Raw genomic sequence first — 17,538 nt, 5'->3', positions numbered from 1 at the left:
CGGGTTCTGCTCGGTCATCTTCCCTCACGCGGGCCGTCTGGCTGCCTATGATCGGGCCCAGATGTCGGCGGAGTTCGGCCCCGCGCGACCCGATCGCGCGGAGGTGGGCATGCCGGCGGTCGTCCTCGTCACCAGCTCGTTCCTGCCCCGCTTCGGCGGGGTCGAGGAGCACACGCTGAACGTCGCCCGCCAGCTGCGCGACCGCGGCCACCGCGTCGTGGTGTGGGCGGTCGAGCAGGGGGACGACGACGTGCCGCGGGCCGTCGACGGCATCCCGGTGCGCTACCTGCCCTGTCCGTTGCCGGCCCGCTCCGGGAAGGCGATGCTGCACTTCGTCGCGGCGTTGCCGGCGGCGGTCGCCCGGTGGGTGGCGGCCTGGCGGGCCGACCGACCCGACGTGCTGCACGTGCAGTGCTTCGGGCCGAACGGTGTGTACGCCTGGGCGCTCTCGCGGTGCGCGCGCACGCCGCTGGTGGTCAGCAGCCATGGCGAGACCTTCATGGACGCCGACGGGGCGTTCGAGTCGTCGGCCCTGCTGCGGGGTGCGCTGCGGGCGGCGCTGCGCAGCGCGGATGCGGTCACCGCCTGCTCCGCGTTCACGGCGGCGCATCTGGTGGCCGGGTACGGGCTGCCTGCTGGCCGGGGGCAGGTCGTCCCGAACGGCATCGACACACAGGAGGCCGGCGGGCAGGCGCCGCCGTGGCTGCCGGTCTCGTACGTGCTGGGTGTCGGCCGTCTGGTGCACAACAAGGGCTTCGATCTCCTGATCGACGCGTTCGCGACGCTGGACCGCGACGACGTCCGGCTGGTCATCGGGGGTGACGGTCCGGAGCTGGGAGCGCTGCGCGCGCAGGTCGACGCGCTGGGACTGAGCGGTCAGGTGCTGCTGCCGGGTCGCCTGAGCCGGGCGGAGGTCGTCGCGGTGATGGCCGGCGCGACGGCGCTCGTGGTGCCGAGCCGGATCGAGGCCTTCGGCATCACCATCCTGGAGGGCTGGCGCGCCGGGATCCCCGTCGTCGCGACACGACGGGGCGGGCCGCCGGAGTTCGTCGCGGACGGGGTCACAGGCCTGCTCGTCGATCCCGAGGACCGCGGGCAGATCGCGAACGCGATCGCCACGCTCCTGGACGAGCCCGCGCTGGCCGCGCGCCTCGGGACGGCCGGGCGGACCGCCGTCCGGGGCTACACCTGGGCCGATGTGGCAGCCCGATACGAGGGGATCTACCGGGAGGTCGGCGCGGGGACCGCGGTCCGCTGACCCCACCTCAGGCTCAGGCGAGGAGCCGCTTCTCCGCGAGCGTCGCGAGAAAGACGTCCACGTCCGTGCCGGCCCGGTCCTCGCCGATCTCGTACTCCGTCGCGAGCGCGTCGACGAGCTGCTGCCGGCTGCTCTCCTGCTGCAGCCGCTTGGCGAGGAACGCCCCGGACCGGTTGGTCGTCAGGTAGGCGGCGTGGGTCAGGTCCAGGATGACGAGCTCCCCGTCGATCTCCTGCCACGACAAGCCCTCGCTGCGCATTCTCATCGAAACTCCCCCTTGTGCGGGCCGGCGCCCGGCCACCGCACCCATCCCACCGCGTCGGCTCGTCCCGTGTGCGTGAATTCTCGGAGATGGCGAAGAATCACCCGAAAGGACCCGATATCAACGGATTGGCTCTGCAACACTCCGAACGTCATGCTTCACCGGTCGACCGAAAGTAGGGCTCGGCATGTACGAATCTCCCCGCATTACCGAGGTTGGGTCGGTCAGGGATCTCACCCTGGCGCAGGGATGGAACGGGAACGACGACAAGTTCCTGTGGTTCGCCTGGGGTACTGATTCCCGGGTCTCTTGATCCCCGGCTCGCAGGGCGGGTGGCTTCGGCGCCCGCCCTGCGAGCCGTCTCACCGAGACCGGCGCCGGGCGAGGGTTTCGTTCGCCTCGACGCCCTCGAGACCGCCCTGGCGTGGCCGCTCGGCGTCTGCGCCGACGCGAGGTCGACCGGTCCCGGACTGACCCCACGCGCGGCACTCGAGGCCACAGCTCTCGAGGCACTGACCGCGGGCCGCTGCTTCGTCACCTTCTCCGGCGGGCGGGACTCGTCGGCCGTGCTGGCCGTGGCTGCGCAGGTCGCGCGTCGGGAGGGGCTCCCGCTGCCCGTCCCCGTGACCATGACCTACCCCGGGATCCCGGCGGCCGACGAGTCCTCGTGGCAGACGATGGTCCTCGAGCACCTGCGGATCACCGAGCGGATCGTCGTACGCGCCGACGACGACTCGAGCCTGCTCGGCCCCGTGGCGCAAGCCTCGCTCGCCCGCCGCGGGCTGCTCTGGCCGGCGGCGCTGCACCTCGAGGATCCGGTCCTGGCCCTCGTGCGCGGAGGGCAGGTGTTGACGGGGGAGGGCGGCGACGAGGTGCTCGGGGCCCGACGGGTCACACCCTGGACGCTCCTGCTGCGGGAGCACCGCCCGCCGGGGCGACGGCTGGTACGTGACCTGTCCCGGTCAGCGCTTCCGAGTGCCGCGCCGTGGCGCCGGGCGGTGGCGCCGTGGTTGCGGGGGGCCGCCCGACGCGCAGCAGACGCTCGGTCCGTCCGCCGGCTGGAGCGCGCGCCGTGGCACTGGGGCGCGGCGACGCTCGCGCTCGCGCGCCGACGCCCGACCGTCGTGCTCGAGCACAACCTGGGCGTGCTCGCCCGGGAGCACTCCGTCCGGGTGCGCCACCCGTTGGAGGAGCCGCGCTTCCTCGCCGCGCTCGCCCGCGCCGGCGGCGCCTGGGGCTACTGCGGCCGCACCGACCTCATGCGGGTGCTCTTCGGGGACCTGCTCCCGGAACCCGTGCTGTCGCGCTCGACGAAGGCGTCGTTCAGCGCCTCCCGGTTCGGTGAGATCGAGCGGGAGTTCGTCCGGTCGTGGGACGGCGCGGGCCTGGATCCGCGCCTCGTGCGCGTCGACGCCCTGCGCGCGCACTGGCTGGGTGAGCGACCCTCCGGCGCCCCCGCCCTGCTCCTGCACGCGGCGTGGCTCGCGGCGGCCGGGATCGCCCGCGAGGGAGCGGGATCGTGAGCGCGTCCGGTCGCCTCGTTCGGGGGCTCAGACGCCGCGGGCTGCGCGGCACGGTCCAGCTCGTGCGCCTCGCCCTCTGGTCGGTCCTGATCGAGGTCGGTCTGCGCGTCGCACCGCTGCCCCGGCTCGTGCGGTTCGTCGGGGTCACCCTGGGCGACGGCCCTGCGGCGGACGGCCCCGCTCAGGGTGGCGCATCGCTCCCCGAGGAGGCATCGCCCCCGGGAACGACGCTGCCGCTGACGGCTGTGGAGCGCCAGGGGGTGCTCGATGCCCACCGCATCCTGCGCCGGGGGCCGTTCGCGGACACGTGCCTGCGGCGAGCGCTCCTGGTGGGGCACGTGCTGCGCCCGTACGCGCCCGTGCTGCACATCGGGGTCGCCAAGTCCGACGGTCGCGTCACCGCCCACGCGTGGCTGGTGGCCGACGGCGTCAATCTGGATCCGACGGGCTCGGCGCGGTTCACCGCCGTCGTGCCGACCATGAAGGGAACGCTCACAGGATGAACGCCGCACAGCTGCTCTACGGCCTCACGATCCACTCCGACCTGGAGCTGAACCAGGATCGTCCGAGCCCGGCCCGGGCACCGGTCGACGTGCGCGTTCGCGTCGGGCCCGAGGTCGACGTCCCGGCGGAGCCGCTGGACGGTCGATGCCTCGTGCGGTACGGCGTGGGGGACCAGAAGTACTACACCATGGTCGAGCGGCCGGACGGGTCAGCCCTGCTGAGGTTCCACGGGTCGTGCGACGTCGTGGTGAGTCGCGGCCTCGATGAGATGACCGTGCGTCGCGCCCCCGGTGCGGAGCCCGGGATCGAGAAGGTGCTGACCACCGGTGCGAGCCTCGCGTTCCTGCTGTACCGGCGCTCGCACCTCGTGCTGCACGCGAGCGCGGTGGATCTGGGCGATCATGCGCTGGCGTTCGTCGGCAACTCCGGCATGGGCAAGTCGACCATGGCGGCGTTGCTCTGCTCCGACGGCGCTCGCCTCATCACGGACGACGTGCTGCGCATCGACGACGTCACGACCGTGCCCGTCGCCAGGCTCGGTGCCACGGAGATCCGCCTGCGCAAGGGGGCGGACTCGCTGGCCGAGCGCTTCGACTCGCACGTCCCCGGACGTCGCACGAGTGCTGACGCCCGGCAGGTGCTCCGGCTCTCCGACGGTGCGCGGGACCGCCTGCCGCTGCGGGCGCTCGTGATCCCGCAGCCCAGCCCGGGGCTCGACCGGGTCGTCATCGAGCAGCTGGGTACGCGAGAGGCGCTGTTCGCGCTGCTCGGCTTCCCTCGGATCTTGGGCTGGCAGGACCAGGGGGTGCTCCAGAACCAGTTCGAGCTGACGGGCGCGCTGGTGCGGCGCATCCCGGTGGTCGTCGCCCGGGTGCCGTGGGGCCCGCCGTTCCAGCCCGGCCTGGTCGGCCAGCTCCTCGACGCCGTGTCCGAGGTCGTCGGGGGCGTCCCCGCTCACTGACCCGACGGGGTGGCCTCACCCGCCGCGACGTACGCCTCGGCCTGGAGCGCGTGGAGCTCGGCGTAGTGCCCGCCGCGGCGCAGCAGCTCGAGGTGCGTGCCGTGCTCGACCACCCGGCCCTCCTTGAGGACGTAGATCCGATCCGCGCCGCGCACGGTCGAGAACCGATGCGAGATGAACAGCGCCGTGCGACCACCGAGGACGGTCCGCAGGTTGGCGAACAGCTCATGCTCGGCCCGTGGATCGAGCGAGGCGGAGGGCTCGTCCAGGATCATCAGGGGCGCGTCCCGGTAGAACGCGCGGGCGAGGGCCACCCGCTGCCACTGCCCCCCCGACAGCTCCTGTCCGCCGACGAACAGCCGCGACAGGATCGTGTCGTAGCCGTGGGGCAGCCCGGCGAGGAAGCGGTCCGCACCGGCTGCCCGCGCCGCCGCCTGCACCCGTTCGGGATCCACCGGATCGTCGGCTCGGCCCACCGCGATGTTCTGCGTGGCGGTCAGGGCGTACTGCACGAAGTCCTGGAACACGACTGTGATGCGGGCGCGGAGCGAACCGCGGTCGAACTCCCGCAGGTCGGAACCGTCCCAGGCCACCGCCCCCGCGTCGGGGTCGTAGAGCCCGGCGAGCACCTTGGCCAGCGTGGTCTTCCCGGAGCCGTTCTCGCCGACCAGGGCGATGACCTCGCCGGCCCGCAGATCGATGGACACACCGTCCAGGGCGGGGGCGGCCGCCCCCGGGTAGGTGAAGACGAGGTCGCGCGCGGTGATCGAGCCGAACGACGTCGGCGCCGCCGGTCCGCGCGCCTCCGGCGGGGTCTGGGCGGCCCCCAGCGCGAGGAACACGTCCAGGTCGGCGAGGAACAGCCCGGACTCGAAGATCTGACGCACCCCCCCGAACACGCCTTGCACCTGGCTGGCGAGCATGCGGATCGCGACGATCGCGGCGCCCGCCCCGGCGACCCCGACCGCGCCCTCGCCGATCAGCCAGACGAGCACGAGCAGGATCGCGGCCAGCACGACGGCGGAGCCGATGTTGCCCACCGCCGTGAGTCGCGACCGGCGACGCACGTGGGTGGACAGCTCCGCCAGGTACTCCTCGTAGACCGCGTCGAAGCGCCCGCGCAGCCACGGCGCCAGACCGAAGGCGCGAACCTCCTTGGCCTCGTCGCGGCCCGTCTGCAGGAGGGTCAGGTAGGTGCGCAGCCGCAGGGTGGGCGTCTGGGACACGGCGAACGCGAACTCCAGCCTGCTCTCCTGGCGGCTGGTGAGCAGCAGGGGCAGTCCCCCCACGACGAGGAGGGGAAGCAGCAGGGGCGAGATTCCCGCCAGGGCGACGCCGACACCGATGCCCGCCAGCAGGGAGCCCACCAGCGTGATCAGTCCCTGGGACACCTGGTACGGGCGGGTCAGCGCGCTCGACTGCACCCGCTCGAGCTGGTTGTGGAAGTCCGAGGACTCGAAGTGACGCAGGTCCACGGCGGTCGCCACGTCGAGCACGCGTCGCCACATCGCGCGGGCCACGTTCTCACCCAGGACCCGTTGGAGATGCCCCTGGAGGCCACCCGCGATCGACGTCAGCGCGGTCAGCCCGGCGAGGAGCAGCACGGGAGCGACGATCTCCGAGATGGCCTGCGCGTCGTCGGCGACCTCGAGGATCGCCGTCAGCAGGTGCTGGACCGCGAGGATCTGCCCGGCCAGTGCGCCGGCCACCATGGCCTGGAGCGCGAGCAGCCCGAGGAACAGCCGGGGCCCGGACGACCAGACGAGCGCGAGGCTGGCCCGCACGAGCCGGACGAGGTTGCCGAACGACTTGCGCTGGGGCTGGGGCTGGGGCTGGGGCTGCGTCGGGCCCGGGGGCTGCGCCACCCCTGCGGGCGTGGTCCGAGAGCCGGTGCGCGTCCAGGTCATCGCAGTACCTTTCCCCCCAAGTACCGCACGCCAGCGTGCGCAGTCGGTACATTCAACCAAGCCATGCGGACGGTGCTGGTGACCTGCGCCGAAGGGGGACCCAGATGGCCGATGCGACCGGTCTGCGACCGCTTTCCCGGCTGCTCGTCGACAGCGCGCTCGGGCGCACCCTGACGGAGGTCGGGCCGGAGCTCAGCGGGTACGCCGCGGCCGACGTGCTCGAGGCCTCGAGCCTGCATCGCGTGGCGCCGGCCGTGGCGCGTGCGCTCGCCTCGGCCGCGCAGGTCCCGGCCGAATGGTCGCGGGTGCTCGCCCCGGCGAGGCACGCCCAGATCGCCCGGCACATGCGAGCCGTCGCCGACCTTCGGATCATCGCGACCGCGCTCGACGCCGCGGGCATCGGGTGGGTCGCGATCAAGGGGCCGGTCGCGGCCGAGCTCATCTGGCCGTCCGTCGACATGCGCGAGTACTTCGATCTCGACCTCCTGGTCGATCGGGGCGAGTTCGCCCGCGCGATGTCGGTCCTTGCGGAGGCGGGCCTGCGGCTGCTCGATCGGAACTGGCCGCTGCTCGAGCGCTCCCGGCGCGCGGAGCTGACGTTGCTCGCCCCGAACGGGACGCCCGTCGACCTCCACTGGGACATCGCCGTCGCGCCGCGCCTCCGGCGGGGGTTTCGCACCGACGTCCCGGGAATGCTGGCCCGGTCGCGGCGCGTGCCGCTGCCGCAGGGCTTCGACGTCGGCGTGCTCGACCCGGAGGACACCCTCGTGCACCTGGCCTTCCACGCGGCCCAGGAGGGTGCGACCAGGCTCATGTGGCTCGCGGACCTGCACTACGCCGCCGTCGGCCCGACGGTGGACTGGGACACGATCGCGCGGCGGGCGCGGGCGATGCGCCTCGAGGTGCCGCTCGGGATGATCCTGGATCGGGTCCAGCGAACCCTTGGCGGGAGCGTGGGGACCTCGTTCCGCGCGGTGGGCCCTGGACCGGGAGCCTGGGGCGAGCTGGCGCGCCGCACCGACGCCCGGGTCCGGTTCCCCGGGCTCCCGGGCGATCCGCACCTGAGCGGCGCGGTCTACCGCAGCGCCCGCCGATCGCTGCCGACCAGCGCCGCGGTGCTGCTCCGCTCGCAGGTCGAGGCCCGGCGGATCGAGGCGCGCGAGCGTCGACGGCGCAGCCCGGGACGGCCGCTGCGACTGGATGTGCCCGACGCCGGGGCGCGCGCCCGGTACCTGCAGTGGGTGGCCGGGGGCGCCCGCTAGACCTCGCTGCGCTCGACCGGCACCGGTCGGCGATCGGGGAAGACCCCGACAGCGGCGGTCGTGACGAGCAGCACGAGAAGCAGGGACCCGATGGTGTCGCTCGGCCGGTGGGCGTAGCCGATGACCGAGGCGAGGGAGGCGATCGCGCAGACGGCGACCGCGGTCAGCGGGACGCTGCGGGGCCGGGGCCTCGGCCACAGGAGGACGACCGCCACGGCGAGCGCCGCCGTCGCGGTGACATGCCCCGACGGGAAGGTGTTCTGCACGTACCCCAGGTCGCCGAGGTAGGGGCGCTCGAGCGTGGCCTTGAGCAGCGATGACAGTGCCACGGACGTCACGACGACGAGGCCCGCCGCCGCTGTCTCCCGCCACGCGCCCCGACGCACGGCGGCAAGGCCGAGCAGGACCACCGCCACCGCCCCGACCGGCGGGAGCCCGCGGCGCAGCAGCGCCGCCGGTGGCGCGAGCGCCGCGTCGACGGACTGCGCCCGGCTGAACAGGTCGATGTCGACCATCTGGCCCGTCCGGGTGCGGACCCACCCCAGGTAGGCGACGCAGAGCAGCACGAGGATCGTCAGGCCGGTCCTCAGCAGCGTCCGCGGCTCGTGCCGCGCGTACCGCCCCCACCAGCTCCGGATCGCCGACATCGAGCCTCCCCCGTGGCGTGCCACTACCTGGTGACCGCATCCAGCTCGCGCACCACCCGTTCGGCGATCTGCAGCGCGGCCGTCGCGGCGGGGGAGGGGGCGTTGATCACGTGGACCTGCCGGGGGGCGGTGCGGAGCAGGAAGTCGTCGACGAGGCTGCCGTCGCGTGACAACGCCTGGGCACGGACCCCCGCCGGGGCGGGGACGAGGTCGGCTGCGGTGATCCCGGGGACCAGCTCCGCAAGGCTTGCCGCGAACCTGCGGCGCGAGAGCGATCGGAGCACCTCGCGCGCACCGGGGAGCACGTTGTGCGCCCCCATCCGCCACAGGCCCGGCCAGGACAGCGCGCTGCCGACGTCCCGCGCGTTCACCTCGCGCCAGCGGTAGCCCTCGCGGGCGAGCGCGAGCACCGCGTTGGGACCGGCGTGCACGCCGCCGTGGATCATGCGGGTCAGGTGGACGCCGAGGAACGGGAACCGGGGGTCCGGGACGGGGTAGATCAGACCGTTGACCAGCGTGGATGCCTCGGGAGTGAGCTCGAAGTACTCACCCCGGAACGGCACGATGCGCGCACCCGGGTCGACGCCGGCGGCGACGGCGGCCCGGTCGGCGTGCAGCCCGGCGCACGCCACGAGCGCGTCAGCTCGCAGGACGTCCCGCGCGGTGCGGACCTCTACACCGTCGCCGCGGGTCCGCGCGCCCACGTACTGCTCGTCGTAGCGGACCTCGCCGCCGCGGTCGGTGACGATCTGGGACAGGGCCCGGCACACCCCGGCGTAGTCCACGCTCCCGGTGCTCTCCACGCGCAGGGCGCCGACGCAGCGGACGTGCGGCTCGTACTCGCGGGCCTCGGCCGCGCTGATCAAGCGGGCCGGAACGCCGTTGGCGTCGGCCCGGGCGGCCAGGGCGCGCAGGGCCGGCAGCTGTGCCGGGCTGGTCGCGACGACCAGCTTGCCGCACACCACGACCTCGACCTCGTGCTCGCGGGCGAACGCGACCATCGTCCGCGCTCCCGCGGCGGCGAACTCGGCCTTGAGGCTGCCGGGGGCGTAGTACAGGCCCGAATGGATGACCCCCGAGTTGCGACCGGTCTGGTGCCGCGCGAGGTCGCCCTCCTTCTCGATGACGACCGCCTCGTCGCCCCGGGCAGCGAGCCGGGCGGCCACCGCGAGTCCCACGATTCCGGCCCCGATGACGACCACGCGTGCCACGGCGAGCACCTTTCCTCGGAGGCTTTCGCGATCACTATGACCCATTTGCCCGCGCGCGTCCGGTCCTTCGCGGATGATGATCGACGTCGGGCGGCTGAATGTCGCCCGTTGCCCTCCGAGCGGAGGCAGACGGTTCACCGATTCCTGCACCGCGACCGGGGGCACCGATGACGAAGCGCACGCAGATGACCCCCTGCCGGGGACGGCGACGATGACGGCCGCCGTGGTGACCACGTCCGAGTCCCTGCCGCGGGACCTTCCCAGCCTGACGTCGCTCCGGGCGGGCGCCGCCCTCGCGGTGTTCGTGTTCCACCTCGGGCTGTTCGGGGTCGTGTCCATCCCCGGAGCCACGATGGGATACACGGGGGTGTCCTTCTTCTTCGTGCTCTCGGGGTTCGTGCTCACCTGGAGCCTGCAGCCCGGGACCTCGACGCGCCAGTTCTACCGTCGGCGGTTCGCCCGGGTCTACCCGAGCCACCTCGTCGTGCTGGTGATCGTGCTCGCGGTCCAGCTCGCCATCGCTGCGCCGAGCCTGACGCCGACGGTCTTCCTCGCCAACCTCCTTCTGGTCCAGGGGTGGTTTGCCGACCCGGCGGTGGTGTTCGGGATGAACGGGCCCGCGTGGTCACTGAGCTGCGAGGCGGTCTTCTACCTGTGCTTCCCGCTCCTGGTCCGCGGGCTGACGCCGCTGCGGCCGGCCCTCCGGTGGGCGATCCCGGCCACGTGGCTCACCGTGGTGGCCGTGCTCGCCAGCCAGAGCGTGTGGCTGGGCGGCTTCACCTTCCATTTCCCGCTCGCTCGCATGGGCGAGTTCGTCCTCGGAGTCGTGGCGGCCCTGGCGATCAGGGACGGGTGGCGACCTCGGTGGCGCCTGTGGGTGGTGATCGTGGTCACGGTGGTCGTCGCGGCGGTGCTGGCCCTGCTCAACCTGAACCAGGGGGTGACCGACGGGGTGATGGCGGTGCCGTTCGGGATCGCCGTCGTGGCCGCCGTCATGGGCGACGTCCGTCGCCGGACCCGAGCTCTGGGACATCGCGCGTTCGTCTACGCGGGCAAGATCTCCTTCGCCTTCTATCTCGTGCATGAGCTGGTCATCCGGGTCGTCGTCTGGGCCGACCTGCGCGGTGCCGCCGTCGCCGTGCTCGCGCTCGGCGTCGCGATGGTCCTGGCCATCGGGCTGCACCACCTCGTCGAGCGACCCGCGCAGCGCCGGCTGTCGTCGCCCCCGGCCCGGAGGTCGTCGTCGTCAGCACGTAGGACGTCGCCCCGGCGACGGGGTCTGCCGGTGGAGGACCGTGCCCGGTGACAGCTGCTCGGGCCGCGCCGAAGGATGCGGGACCTAGCTCACCAGGTGAGGCCGATGTAGTTGTCCGCGCCCTGGCCCTGCCGGGCCACGCCGGAGAGGTCGAGCACCGTCTGGTCCGGCCGGGCGTCGGCGACAGCGGAGGCATACGTGGGGTTGTTCTGCGTGACGACGATGACGTCGGCATCGGCGATGACTGCCCGGTAGTCGCCTGACAGGTGTTCTGCGACGTGCGGCAGCACGTTCAGGACGTACTCACGGTTCGCGCCGATCAGTCGCGACAAGTTGACGTGCTCGTCGTGGATCGTGACGGTGTAGCCCTTGCCCAGGAGGCGTTCGGCGAGCTCGAGCGCAGGGCTCTCGCGCAGGTCGTCGGTTCCGTTCTTGAACGCCAGGCCGAGCAGCGCAACCTTCTTGGCGCCGATCGACGTGATCTTGTCGATGGCGAGGTCGAGGTGCGCGACATTGCTCGGCAGGATCGACTCGAGCACCGGCACGCTCGCGCCGTTGCTCCGGGCGCGGTACGTGAGAGTTCGCAGGTCCTTCGGAAGGCACGAGCCGCCGAACGCGAAGCCTGGGGTGAGATAGGTGGTCGAGATGTTCAGCCGGGTGTCGGACTTGAAGATCGCCATGACGGCGTGGCTGTCGACTCCGTGCGCGTCGGCGACCCGCCCGATCTCGTTCGCGAACGCGACCTTGAGCGCGTGCCAGGCGTTGTCCGAGAACTTGACCATCTCGGCCACGGCGATGGACGTGCGGGTCACGTCGTCGGCGAAGGTCGCGTAGACCGACCGGGCGGTCTCGAACGACCGGTCGTCGTCGGCCCCGACGACGCTCTTCGGGGGTGACAGGAAGTCGGCGACCGCAGTTCCCTCTCGCAGGAACTCGGGGGAGAAGGCGACGCCGAACCCCTCGGGCCAGCGCTTGCCCGAGTTGAGCTCGAGCAACGGGATGATGTCGTCGGCGACCGTACCCGGCGGCACGGTCGACGTGATCAAGACCAGGCGCCAGTCGTCGAGCCGCGCCAGTGCGCGCCCGATCTCGGCGACCACCTTCTGCACGTCCTGGAGGTGGACATCACCATTTCGACCTGAGGGTGTGCCGACGCAGACCAGGACGACGTCAGCGTCCGCGACCGCGGCCGCGATGTCGTTCGTCGCACGCAGGCGACCGGCGTCGACGTTGCTCCGGACCATCTCGTCCAGGCGGATCTCTGTCACGGGGCTGATGCCCTCGTTGAGCTGGCCGATCTTGACCGGGTTCACATCGACCCCGACGACGGTGTGGCCGCTCTCGGCCAGGCATGCGCCCGTCACCGTTCCGACGTATCCGAGTCCCACGACAGCGATGTTCATGTCCGACCTCTCTTGTGCCCTGCAGGTCACCATGGGTGGCCGTCGGCCGTCCCCCTGGTGGGCTTACGCACAGTTTCCCCTGTATGGCGTGGTTCGCCACAGATTGTCCGGTGGGGCCCCAATCCTGCAGCACGGCACGCGACCCCGTCGTGACCCGAATGGGGGACTCGGCCGGCCTGGAGCGCTCGCGGGAGCGGGGACGGGCACGCGTACGCTTAGCCGGTCCCCGGCACGTCCTGTTCGCTCGGCGTGCGCCTGCCCGGAGCTTGGAGCGCATGAACCTCACCGGACTGCTGTCTGCCGTGCTCGCCGACCCCGCTGCCGCTGAGGCGGTCGAGCTGGTTCGCACCCGCGGCGCCGTCGACGTCGTCGGGCCGCCGGGGATCCGACCGCCGCTGCTCGCGGCGATGACCGGGGCGCGGGCGACCGGGCCGACGTCGTCGGGCACCCCCGTCGCGCTCCCCGCGCCCGACGCCCGCGCGCGGGCGCTCGTCGTGGTGACGGCGACCGGCCGCGATGCCGACGACCTCGCCGCCGCGTTGCGGGGGTACCTCCCCGCCGACGACGTCGCGGTCCTGCCGGCCTGGGAGACGCTGCCGCACGAACGGCTCTCGCCCCGCAGCGACACCGTGGCCCGCCGGCTCGCCGTGTTCCGGCGCCTCGCCCACCCGTCGCCCGACGCCGGCCAGACCGGTCCCATCCGCGTGCTCGTCCTGCCCGTGCGGGCCATGCTCCAGCCGGTCGTGGCCGGACTCGGTGAGCTGGTCCCGGTCGAGCTGCACGTCGGGGAGCGTGCCGACCTCGCCGGGGTCGCCGATCGGCTCGTCGCGGCCGCCTACGCCCGCGTCGACATGGTGGAGCGCCGCGGCGAGTTCGCGGTGCGCGGCGGGATCCTCGACGTCTTCCCACCGACCGAGGACCACCCGCTACGGGTCGAGTTCTGGGGTGACCAGGTCGAGGAGGTGCGCTGGTTCGCCGTCGCCGACCAGCGCAGCCTCGAGGTCGCCGAGCGCGGGGTCTGGGCACCGCCGTGCCGCGAGATCCTGCTCACGGCCGAGGTCCGGGCGCGCGCCGCGGCGCTCGCGGACGAGTTCCCGGGGGCGGTGGAGATGCTCGGCCGGCTCGCCGAGGGCATCGTCGTCGAGGGCATGGAGTCGCTCGCGCCGGTGCTCGCGGGCCAGATGGTCCCCGTGCTCGACCTGGTGCCCGCGGACGCGCTGCTCGTCGTCGCCGACCCCGAACGCGTGCGTCGTCGGGCCCACGACCTGGTGGCCACCACCGAGGAGTTCCTCGCCGCCGCCTGGACGTCGGCCGCGGCGGGTGGCAGCACGCCGATCGACCTGCGCGCGGCGTCGTTCGCGACCTTCGCCGAGGCCCGGGACATCGCGACCCGGCGTGGCCTGGGCTGGTGGACGCTGAGCGCGTTCGGCCTGGACCCCGACGCCGCAACCCCCGACGCCGCCACCCCCGGCGCCGCCACCGACGGGTCGGACGGCGCGCGGGACGGTCTCCGCGCGGGGCCCGACGACGAGGGTGCGGTGAGCCTGAGCATCACGGCGCGGGACGTGACCTCCTACCGCGGTGACGTCGAGCGCGCGATCGCCGACGTGCGCGCGCTGCAGCGGGACGGCTGGCGGCTGGTGCTCACGACCGAGGGGCACGGCCCGGCCCGCCGGATGGTCGAACAGCTCGGTGCGGCCGACGTGCCGGCGCGCCTCGTCGGCGAGATCGGGTCCGACCCGGACGGCGGCGTCGTGCTCGTCACCCCCGCCCCCGTCGGGCCGGGGTTCGTGGCGACCGACCTGCACCTCGCGGTGTTCTCCGAGTCGGACCTCACCGGGCGGGCCGGGTCCTCGACGCGGGACATGCGCAGGATGCCCTCGCGCCGCCGCAACGTCGTCGACCCGCTCCAGCTGCGTCCCGGGGACAACGTCGTGCACGAGCAGCACGGGGTCGGCCGGTTCGTCGAGCTCGTCCAGCGGACCATCGGGTCCGGTTCCGGCGCCGCGACCCGCGAGTACCTCGTGATCGAGTACGCGCCGTCCAAGCGCGGCCACCCCGGCGACCGCCTCTACGTGCCCACCGACCAGCTCGACCAGGTGACCAAGTACACCGGCAGCGAGTCCCCGACGCTGAGCAAGATGGGCGGCGGCGACTGGGCCAAGACCAAGGGCCGCGCCCGCAAGGCGATCAAGGAGATCGCCGCGGAGCTCATCCAGCTGTACTCGGCGCGGATGGCCACGGCCGGGCACGCCTTCGGACCCGACACCCCGTGGCAGCGCGAGCTCGAGGACGCGTTCGCCTACGTCGAGACCCCCGACCAGCTCGCCACGATCGAGGAGGTCAAGGCGGACATGGAGAAGACGGTCCCGATGGACCGCCTGATCTCCGGCGACGTCGGGTACGGCAAGACCGAGATCGCGATCCGCGCGGCGTTCAAGGCCGTCCAGGACGGCAAGCAGGTCGCGGTGCTCGTGCCGACGACCCTGCTCGTCCAGCAGCACCTCGACACGTTCTCCGAGCGGTACGCGCCGTACCCTGTCCGGGTCAAGGCGCTGTCCCGGTTCCAGTCGCCGGCCGAGTCGCGCGAGGTCCTCGCCGGGCTCACCGACGGCACGGTCGACGTCGTCATCGGCACGCACCGCCTGATCACCGGCGAGGTGCACTTCAAGGACCTCGGCCTGGTGATCGTCGACGAGGAGCAGCGGTTCGGCGTCGAGCACAAGGAGACCCTCAAGCAGCTGCGCACCAACGTCGACGTGCTCTCCATGAGCGCCACGCCCATCCCGCGCACGCTCGAGATGGCCATCACGGGGATCCGGGAGATGTCCACGCTGGCGACGCCGCCCGAGGAGCGCCATCCCGTGCTGACGTTCGTCGGGGCGTACGACGAGAAGCAGATCACCGCCGCGATCCGCCGCGAGCTGCTGCGCGAGGGGCAGGTCTTTTACGTGCACAACAAGGTGGCGTCGATCGACCGGGCCGCAGCGCGGCTGGCCGAGCTGGTGCCCGAGGCGAGGATCGCCGTCGGGCACGGCAAGATGCCCGAGCACACGCTCGAGCGGGTCATCGGAGACTTCTGGGAGAAGAAGTTCGACGTCCTGGTCTGCACCACGATCATCGAGACCGGGCTCGACATCTCGAACGCCAACACGCTGATCCTCGAACGCGCGGACGTGCTCGGCCTGTCGCAGCTGCACCAGCTGCGCGGGCGCGTCGGGCGCGGACGCGAGCGTGCCTACGCCTACCTGCTGTACCCGCCCGAGCGTCCCCTGACCGAGACGGCCCACGACCGGCTCGCGACCATGGCGGCGCACACCGACCTGGGCGCGGGCATCCAGATCGCCATGAAGGACCTGGAGATCCGCGGCGCCGGGAACCTGCTCGGTGGCGAGCAGTCCGGGCACATCGAGGGGGTCGGCTTCGACCTGTACATCCGCATGGTCGGCGAAGCCGTGGCCAACTTCCGCGGCGAGGTCGACGAGGTGGTGCCCGAGGTCACGATCGAGCTGCCGGTCGACGCCCACATCCCGCACGGCTACATCGCGCACGAGCGGCTGCGGCTGGAGGCCTACCGCAAGCTGGCCGTCGCTGAGAACGAGGCGGCGCTCGCGGAGGTGCGCGCCGAGCTGATCGACCGCTACGGGCCGATCCCCGACGCGGTCGAGAACCTGTTCGCGGTCGCGGACTTCCGCAACGTGGCCCGCGCGGCCGGTCTCGCCGACGTCACCGCGCAGGGCCGGGTCGTCCGGTTCGCGCCGGTCGACCTGCCCGAGTCCGCGCAGCTGCGGCTCAAGCGGCTGTACCCGGGCACGGTCCTCAAGCCGGCGCTGCGCACGATCCTGGTGCCGTTCCCGACCACGGCGCGGATCGGCGGGCGACCGTTGCACGGCGCGGAGATCCTCGCGTGGGCGCGCCAGCTGGTCGAGGCCGTGGTGCGCGGCGACATCGGGGCGGCGGCCAAGGTCCAGGCGACATCCTGAGAGGCGCGAGCCTCCGGGAGGTCACGCTCCGCGACGTGACCCCCGAGACCACCCGCATCCCGTACCTGCCCGGCCTCGACGGGATCCGCGCGCTCGCCGTGCTCGCCGTCGTGCTCTACCACCTGGGTGCCCCGGCCGTGCCGGGCGGTTTCCTCGGGGTCGACGTGTTCTTCGTGCTCTCGGGCTTCCTCATCACGTCGTCCCTCGTCGTCGAGCACCGGCGCTCGGGGCGCCTGGACCTGGGGCGTTTCCTCCTGCGACGCGCACGCCGGCTGCTGCCCGCGCTGTGGCTGATGCTCCTGGTCGTGTGCACGACGGCGGCCCTCGCCGTGCGCGCCGAGCTCGCGGAGCTGCGCGTCGACGTCCCGGCAGCGCTCGTGTACCTCTCCAACTGGTCGAGCCTGGCCGGGGACCAGTCGTACTTCGAGGCCAGCGGTCGCCCGCCGCTGCTCCAGCACCTGTGGTCGCTCGCGATCGAGGGCCAGTTCTACCTGCTCTGGCCCGTGGCCGTGGCCTTCCTGCTCCGCAGGGCCGGCCCCGGCGGGCCACGACGGATCGCGCGGGTCGCGCTGGGGGGTGCCGCGGCGTCGACGGCGCTGATGGCGGCGATGGCCGTGGCCGGCGGGTTCCCGATCCCGAACGATCCCAGCCCCGCCTACCTCGGCTCGGCGTCGCACGCGATGGGCCTGCTCCTGGGCTCGGCGCTCGGGGCGGTCTGGGCGCCGTGGACGACGACGACGTCGCTGGCCCGGGCCGGGGCGGCGCCGGCGGCGGCGGCCGCTCGTGGACAGGTCCGGTCGGCGCCCTGGTGGCTCGAGGGGCTCGGGGTCGTCGGTCTGGTCGGGCTCGTCGGGGCCTACTGGTGGACCAGCTCCCTGTCCGTCGCGCTGTACCGGGGCGGGTTCGGGATCGTGAGCGTGCTCGCGGCGCTGCTCGTGGCGGCGCTGGCCCACCCGGGGGCGCGTCTCGGCCGACTGCTCGGCACGCAGCCCTGGCGCTACCTCGGCCAGCGCTCCTACGGCATCTACCTGTGGCACTGGCCGGTGCTCATGCTGTCGCGGCCGGGCTTCGAGCTCGCCTTCGACGGCGTCGCCGCGGCCGTCCTGCGGCTCGGGGTGACGCTCGTCCTGGCGGAGGCCTCCTACCGGTGGGTCGAGCTCCCGGTCCGGCGCGGCGCCGTCGGCCGGTGGGCCGCGGCGGTCCGCGCGCCGCGATCCGCCGCGCGCGGCGGGCGCTCCGGCCGGATGGTCGTGGGTCCGGTCGCGCTCGGCGCCCTCGTGGTCGCCCTCGGCACGGTCCTGGTCGCGCCGCCCGTCGTGGCGCGCGAACCGGGGGCCCCGGTCTCGGTGGTCGTTCGGCCGG

The 17,538-nt window shown here is 73.1% G+C and carries 14 protein-coding genes; 9 read left to right on the top strand and 5 right to left on the bottom strand.

Annotated features, from left to right (window positions below):
• Positions 1 to 109: 109 nt before the first annotated feature.
• Entirely contained in the window at positions 110 to 1,258 is a 1,149-nt protein-coding gene (locus EUA98_RS11890) for a glycosyltransferase family 4 protein (protein ID WP_165372812.1), read from the top strand.
• Between the two features lie 13 nt (positions 1,259 to 1,271).
• Here the strand turns inward: EUA98_RS11890 and EUA98_RS11885 are convergent, their stop codons facing one another.
• Positions 1,272 to 1,523, bottom strand: coding sequence for a PqqD family protein (locus EUA98_RS11885; protein ID WP_165372811.1), 252 nt, complete (start codon positions 1,521 to 1,523; stop codon positions 1,272 to 1,274).
• Between the two features lie 184 nt (positions 1,524 to 1,707).
• On the opposite strand from EUA98_RS11885, the gene EUA98_RS20540 reads away from it, so the two are divergent.
• Genes EUA98_RS20540 through EUA98_RS11870 form a run of 4 tightly spaced genes read left to right on the top strand, consistent with a single transcriptional unit; the run spans position 1,708 to position 4,508 of the window.
• Positions 1,708 to 1,833, top strand: coding sequence for a lasso RiPP family leader peptide-containing protein (locus tag EUA98_RS20540; RefSeq protein ID WP_165372810.1), 126 nt, complete (start codon positions 1,708 to 1,710; stop codon positions 1,831 to 1,833).
• A gap of 19 nt (positions 1,834 to 1,852) precedes the next feature.
• Positions 1,853 to 3,043 carry an asparagine synthase-related protein gene (locus EUA98_RS11880; protein ID WP_165372809.1) on the top strand — a complete coding sequence of 397 codons (1,191 nt, stop codon included), beginning with the start codon at positions 1,853 to 1,855 and terminating at the stop codon, positions 3,041 to 3,043.
• On the top strand, positions 3,040 to 3,546 hold the full coding sequence (locus EUA98_RS11875; protein WP_165372808.1) for a lasso peptide biosynthesis B2 protein: 507 nt from the start codon (positions 3,040 to 3,042) through the stop codon (positions 3,544 to 3,546). Before EUA98_RS11880 ends, EUA98_RS11875 begins: the two co-directional genes overlap by 4 nt.
• The gene (locus EUA98_RS11870; RefSeq protein WP_130102904.1) at positions 3,543 to 4,508 is read left to right on the top strand and encodes a hypothetical protein; all 966 of its coding nucleotides are present in this window, start codon (positions 3,543 to 3,545) and stop codon (positions 4,506 to 4,508) included. The genes EUA98_RS11875 and EUA98_RS11870 overlap by 4 nt, the downstream gene beginning before the upstream one ends.
• Here EUA98_RS11870 and EUA98_RS11865 read toward each other — a convergent pair.
• Positions 4,502 to 6,415 (bottom strand): ABC transporter ATP-binding protein, encoded by a 1,914-nt coding sequence (locus tag EUA98_RS11865; RefSeq protein ID WP_130102903.1) that lies wholly within the window; start codon positions 6,413 to 6,415, stop codon positions 4,502 to 4,504. The genes EUA98_RS11870 and EUA98_RS11865 overlap by 7 nt on opposite strands.
• Positions 6,416 to 6,519: 104 nt before the next feature.
• Here EUA98_RS11865 and EUA98_RS11860 point away from each other — a divergent pair, with 104 nt between their 5' ends.
• Positions 6,520 to 7,677 (top strand): nucleotidyltransferase family protein, encoded by a 1,158-nt coding sequence (locus EUA98_RS11860; RefSeq protein WP_130102902.1) that lies wholly within the window; start codon positions 6,520 to 6,522, stop codon positions 7,675 to 7,677.
• On the opposite strand, the gene EUA98_RS11855 is transcribed toward EUA98_RS11860, so the two are convergent.
• Entirely contained in the window at positions 7,674 to 8,324 is a 651-nt protein-coding gene (locus EUA98_RS11855; protein WP_130102901.1) for a phosphatase PAP2 family protein, read from the bottom strand. The genes EUA98_RS11860 and EUA98_RS11855 overlap by 4 nt on opposite strands.
• 23 nt (positions 8,325 to 8,347) lie before the next feature.
• Entirely contained in the window at positions 8,348 to 9,535 is a 1,188-nt protein-coding gene (lhgO, locus tag EUA98_RS11850) for an L-2-hydroxyglutarate oxidase (protein ID WP_242511431.1), read from the bottom strand.
• 211 nt (positions 9,536 to 9,746) lie between these two features.
• On the opposite strand from lhgO, the gene EUA98_RS11845 reads away from it, so the two are divergent.
• Positions 9,747 to 10,841, top strand: a complete 1,095-nt coding sequence (locus EUA98_RS11845) for an acyltransferase family protein (RefSeq protein WP_165372807.1) — start codon at positions 9,747 to 9,749, stop codon at positions 10,839 to 10,841.
• 38 nt (positions 10,842 to 10,879) lie between these two features.
• Here EUA98_RS11845 and EUA98_RS11840 read toward each other — a convergent pair whose 3' ends face one another.
• On the bottom strand, positions 10,880 to 12,193 hold the full coding sequence (locus tag EUA98_RS11840; protein ID WP_130102898.1) for a nucleotide sugar dehydrogenase: 1,314 nt from the start codon (positions 12,191 to 12,193) through the stop codon (positions 10,880 to 10,882).
• Between the two features lie 275 nt (positions 12,194 to 12,468).
• Here EUA98_RS11840 and mfd point away from each other — a divergent pair, with 275 nt between their 5' ends.
• Positions 12,469 to 16,176, top strand: a complete 3,708-nt coding sequence (gene mfd, locus EUA98_RS11835; RefSeq protein WP_130102897.1) for a transcription-repair coupling factor — start codon at positions 12,469 to 12,471, stop codon at positions 16,174 to 16,176.
• A gap of 35 nt (positions 16,177 to 16,211) precedes the next feature.
• Positions 16,212 to 17,538 (top strand): acyltransferase family protein (locus tag EUA98_RS11830; RefSeq protein ID WP_165372806.1); only part of this gene is annotated, 1,327 nt, incomplete at its 3' end.

The organism is Pengzhenrongella frigida, assembly GCF_004168625.1.
Taxonomy (GTDB): Bacteria; Actinomycetota; Actinomycetes; order Actinomycetales; family Cellulomonadaceae; genus Pengzhenrongella; species Pengzhenrongella frigida.
This window is presented reverse-complemented; position numbering and strand designations above follow the sequence as displayed.

What these genes read in the sequence shown, in the direction of transcription:
- EUA98_RS11890 (WP_165372812.1), top strand. Translation starts at nt 110, where the DNA reads ATGCCGGCGGTCGTCCTCGTCACCAGCTCGTTCCTGCCCCGCTTCGGC.
- EUA98_RS11885 (WP_165372811.1), bottom strand. Translation starts at nt 1,523, where the DNA reads ATGAGAATGCGCAGCGAGGGCTTGTCGTGGCAGGAGATCGACGGGGAG.
- EUA98_RS20540 (WP_165372810.1), top strand. Translation starts at nt 1,708, where the DNA reads ATGTACGAATCTCCCCGCATTACCGAGGTTGGGTCGGTCAGGGATCTC.
- EUA98_RS11870 (WP_130102904.1), top strand. Translation starts at nt 3,543, where the DNA reads ATGAACGCCGCACAGCTGCTCTACGGCCTCACGATCCACTCCGACCTG.
- EUA98_RS11865 (WP_130102903.1), bottom strand. Translation starts at nt 6,415, where the DNA reads ATGACCTGGACGCGCACCGGCTCTCGGACCACGCCCGCAGGGGTGGCG.
- EUA98_RS11860 (WP_130102902.1), top strand. Translation starts at nt 6,520, where the DNA reads ATGGCCGATGCGACCGGTCTGCGACCGCTTTCCCGGCTGCTCGTCGAC.
- EUA98_RS11855 (WP_130102901.1), bottom strand. Translation starts at nt 8,324, where the DNA reads ATGTCGGCGATCCGGAGCTGGTGGGGGCGGTACGCGCGGCACGAGCCG.
- EUA98_RS11845 (WP_165372807.1), top strand. Translation starts at nt 9,747, where the DNA reads ATGACGGCCGCCGTGGTGACCACGTCCGAGTCCCTGCCGCGGGACCTT.
- EUA98_RS11840 (WP_130102898.1), bottom strand. Translation starts at nt 12,193, where the DNA reads ATGAACATCGCTGTCGTGGGACTCGGATACGTCGGAACGGTGACGGGC.
- mfd (WP_130102897.1), top strand. Translation starts at nt 12,469, where the DNA reads ATGAACCTCACCGGACTGCTGTCTGCCGTGCTCGCCGACCCCGCTGCC.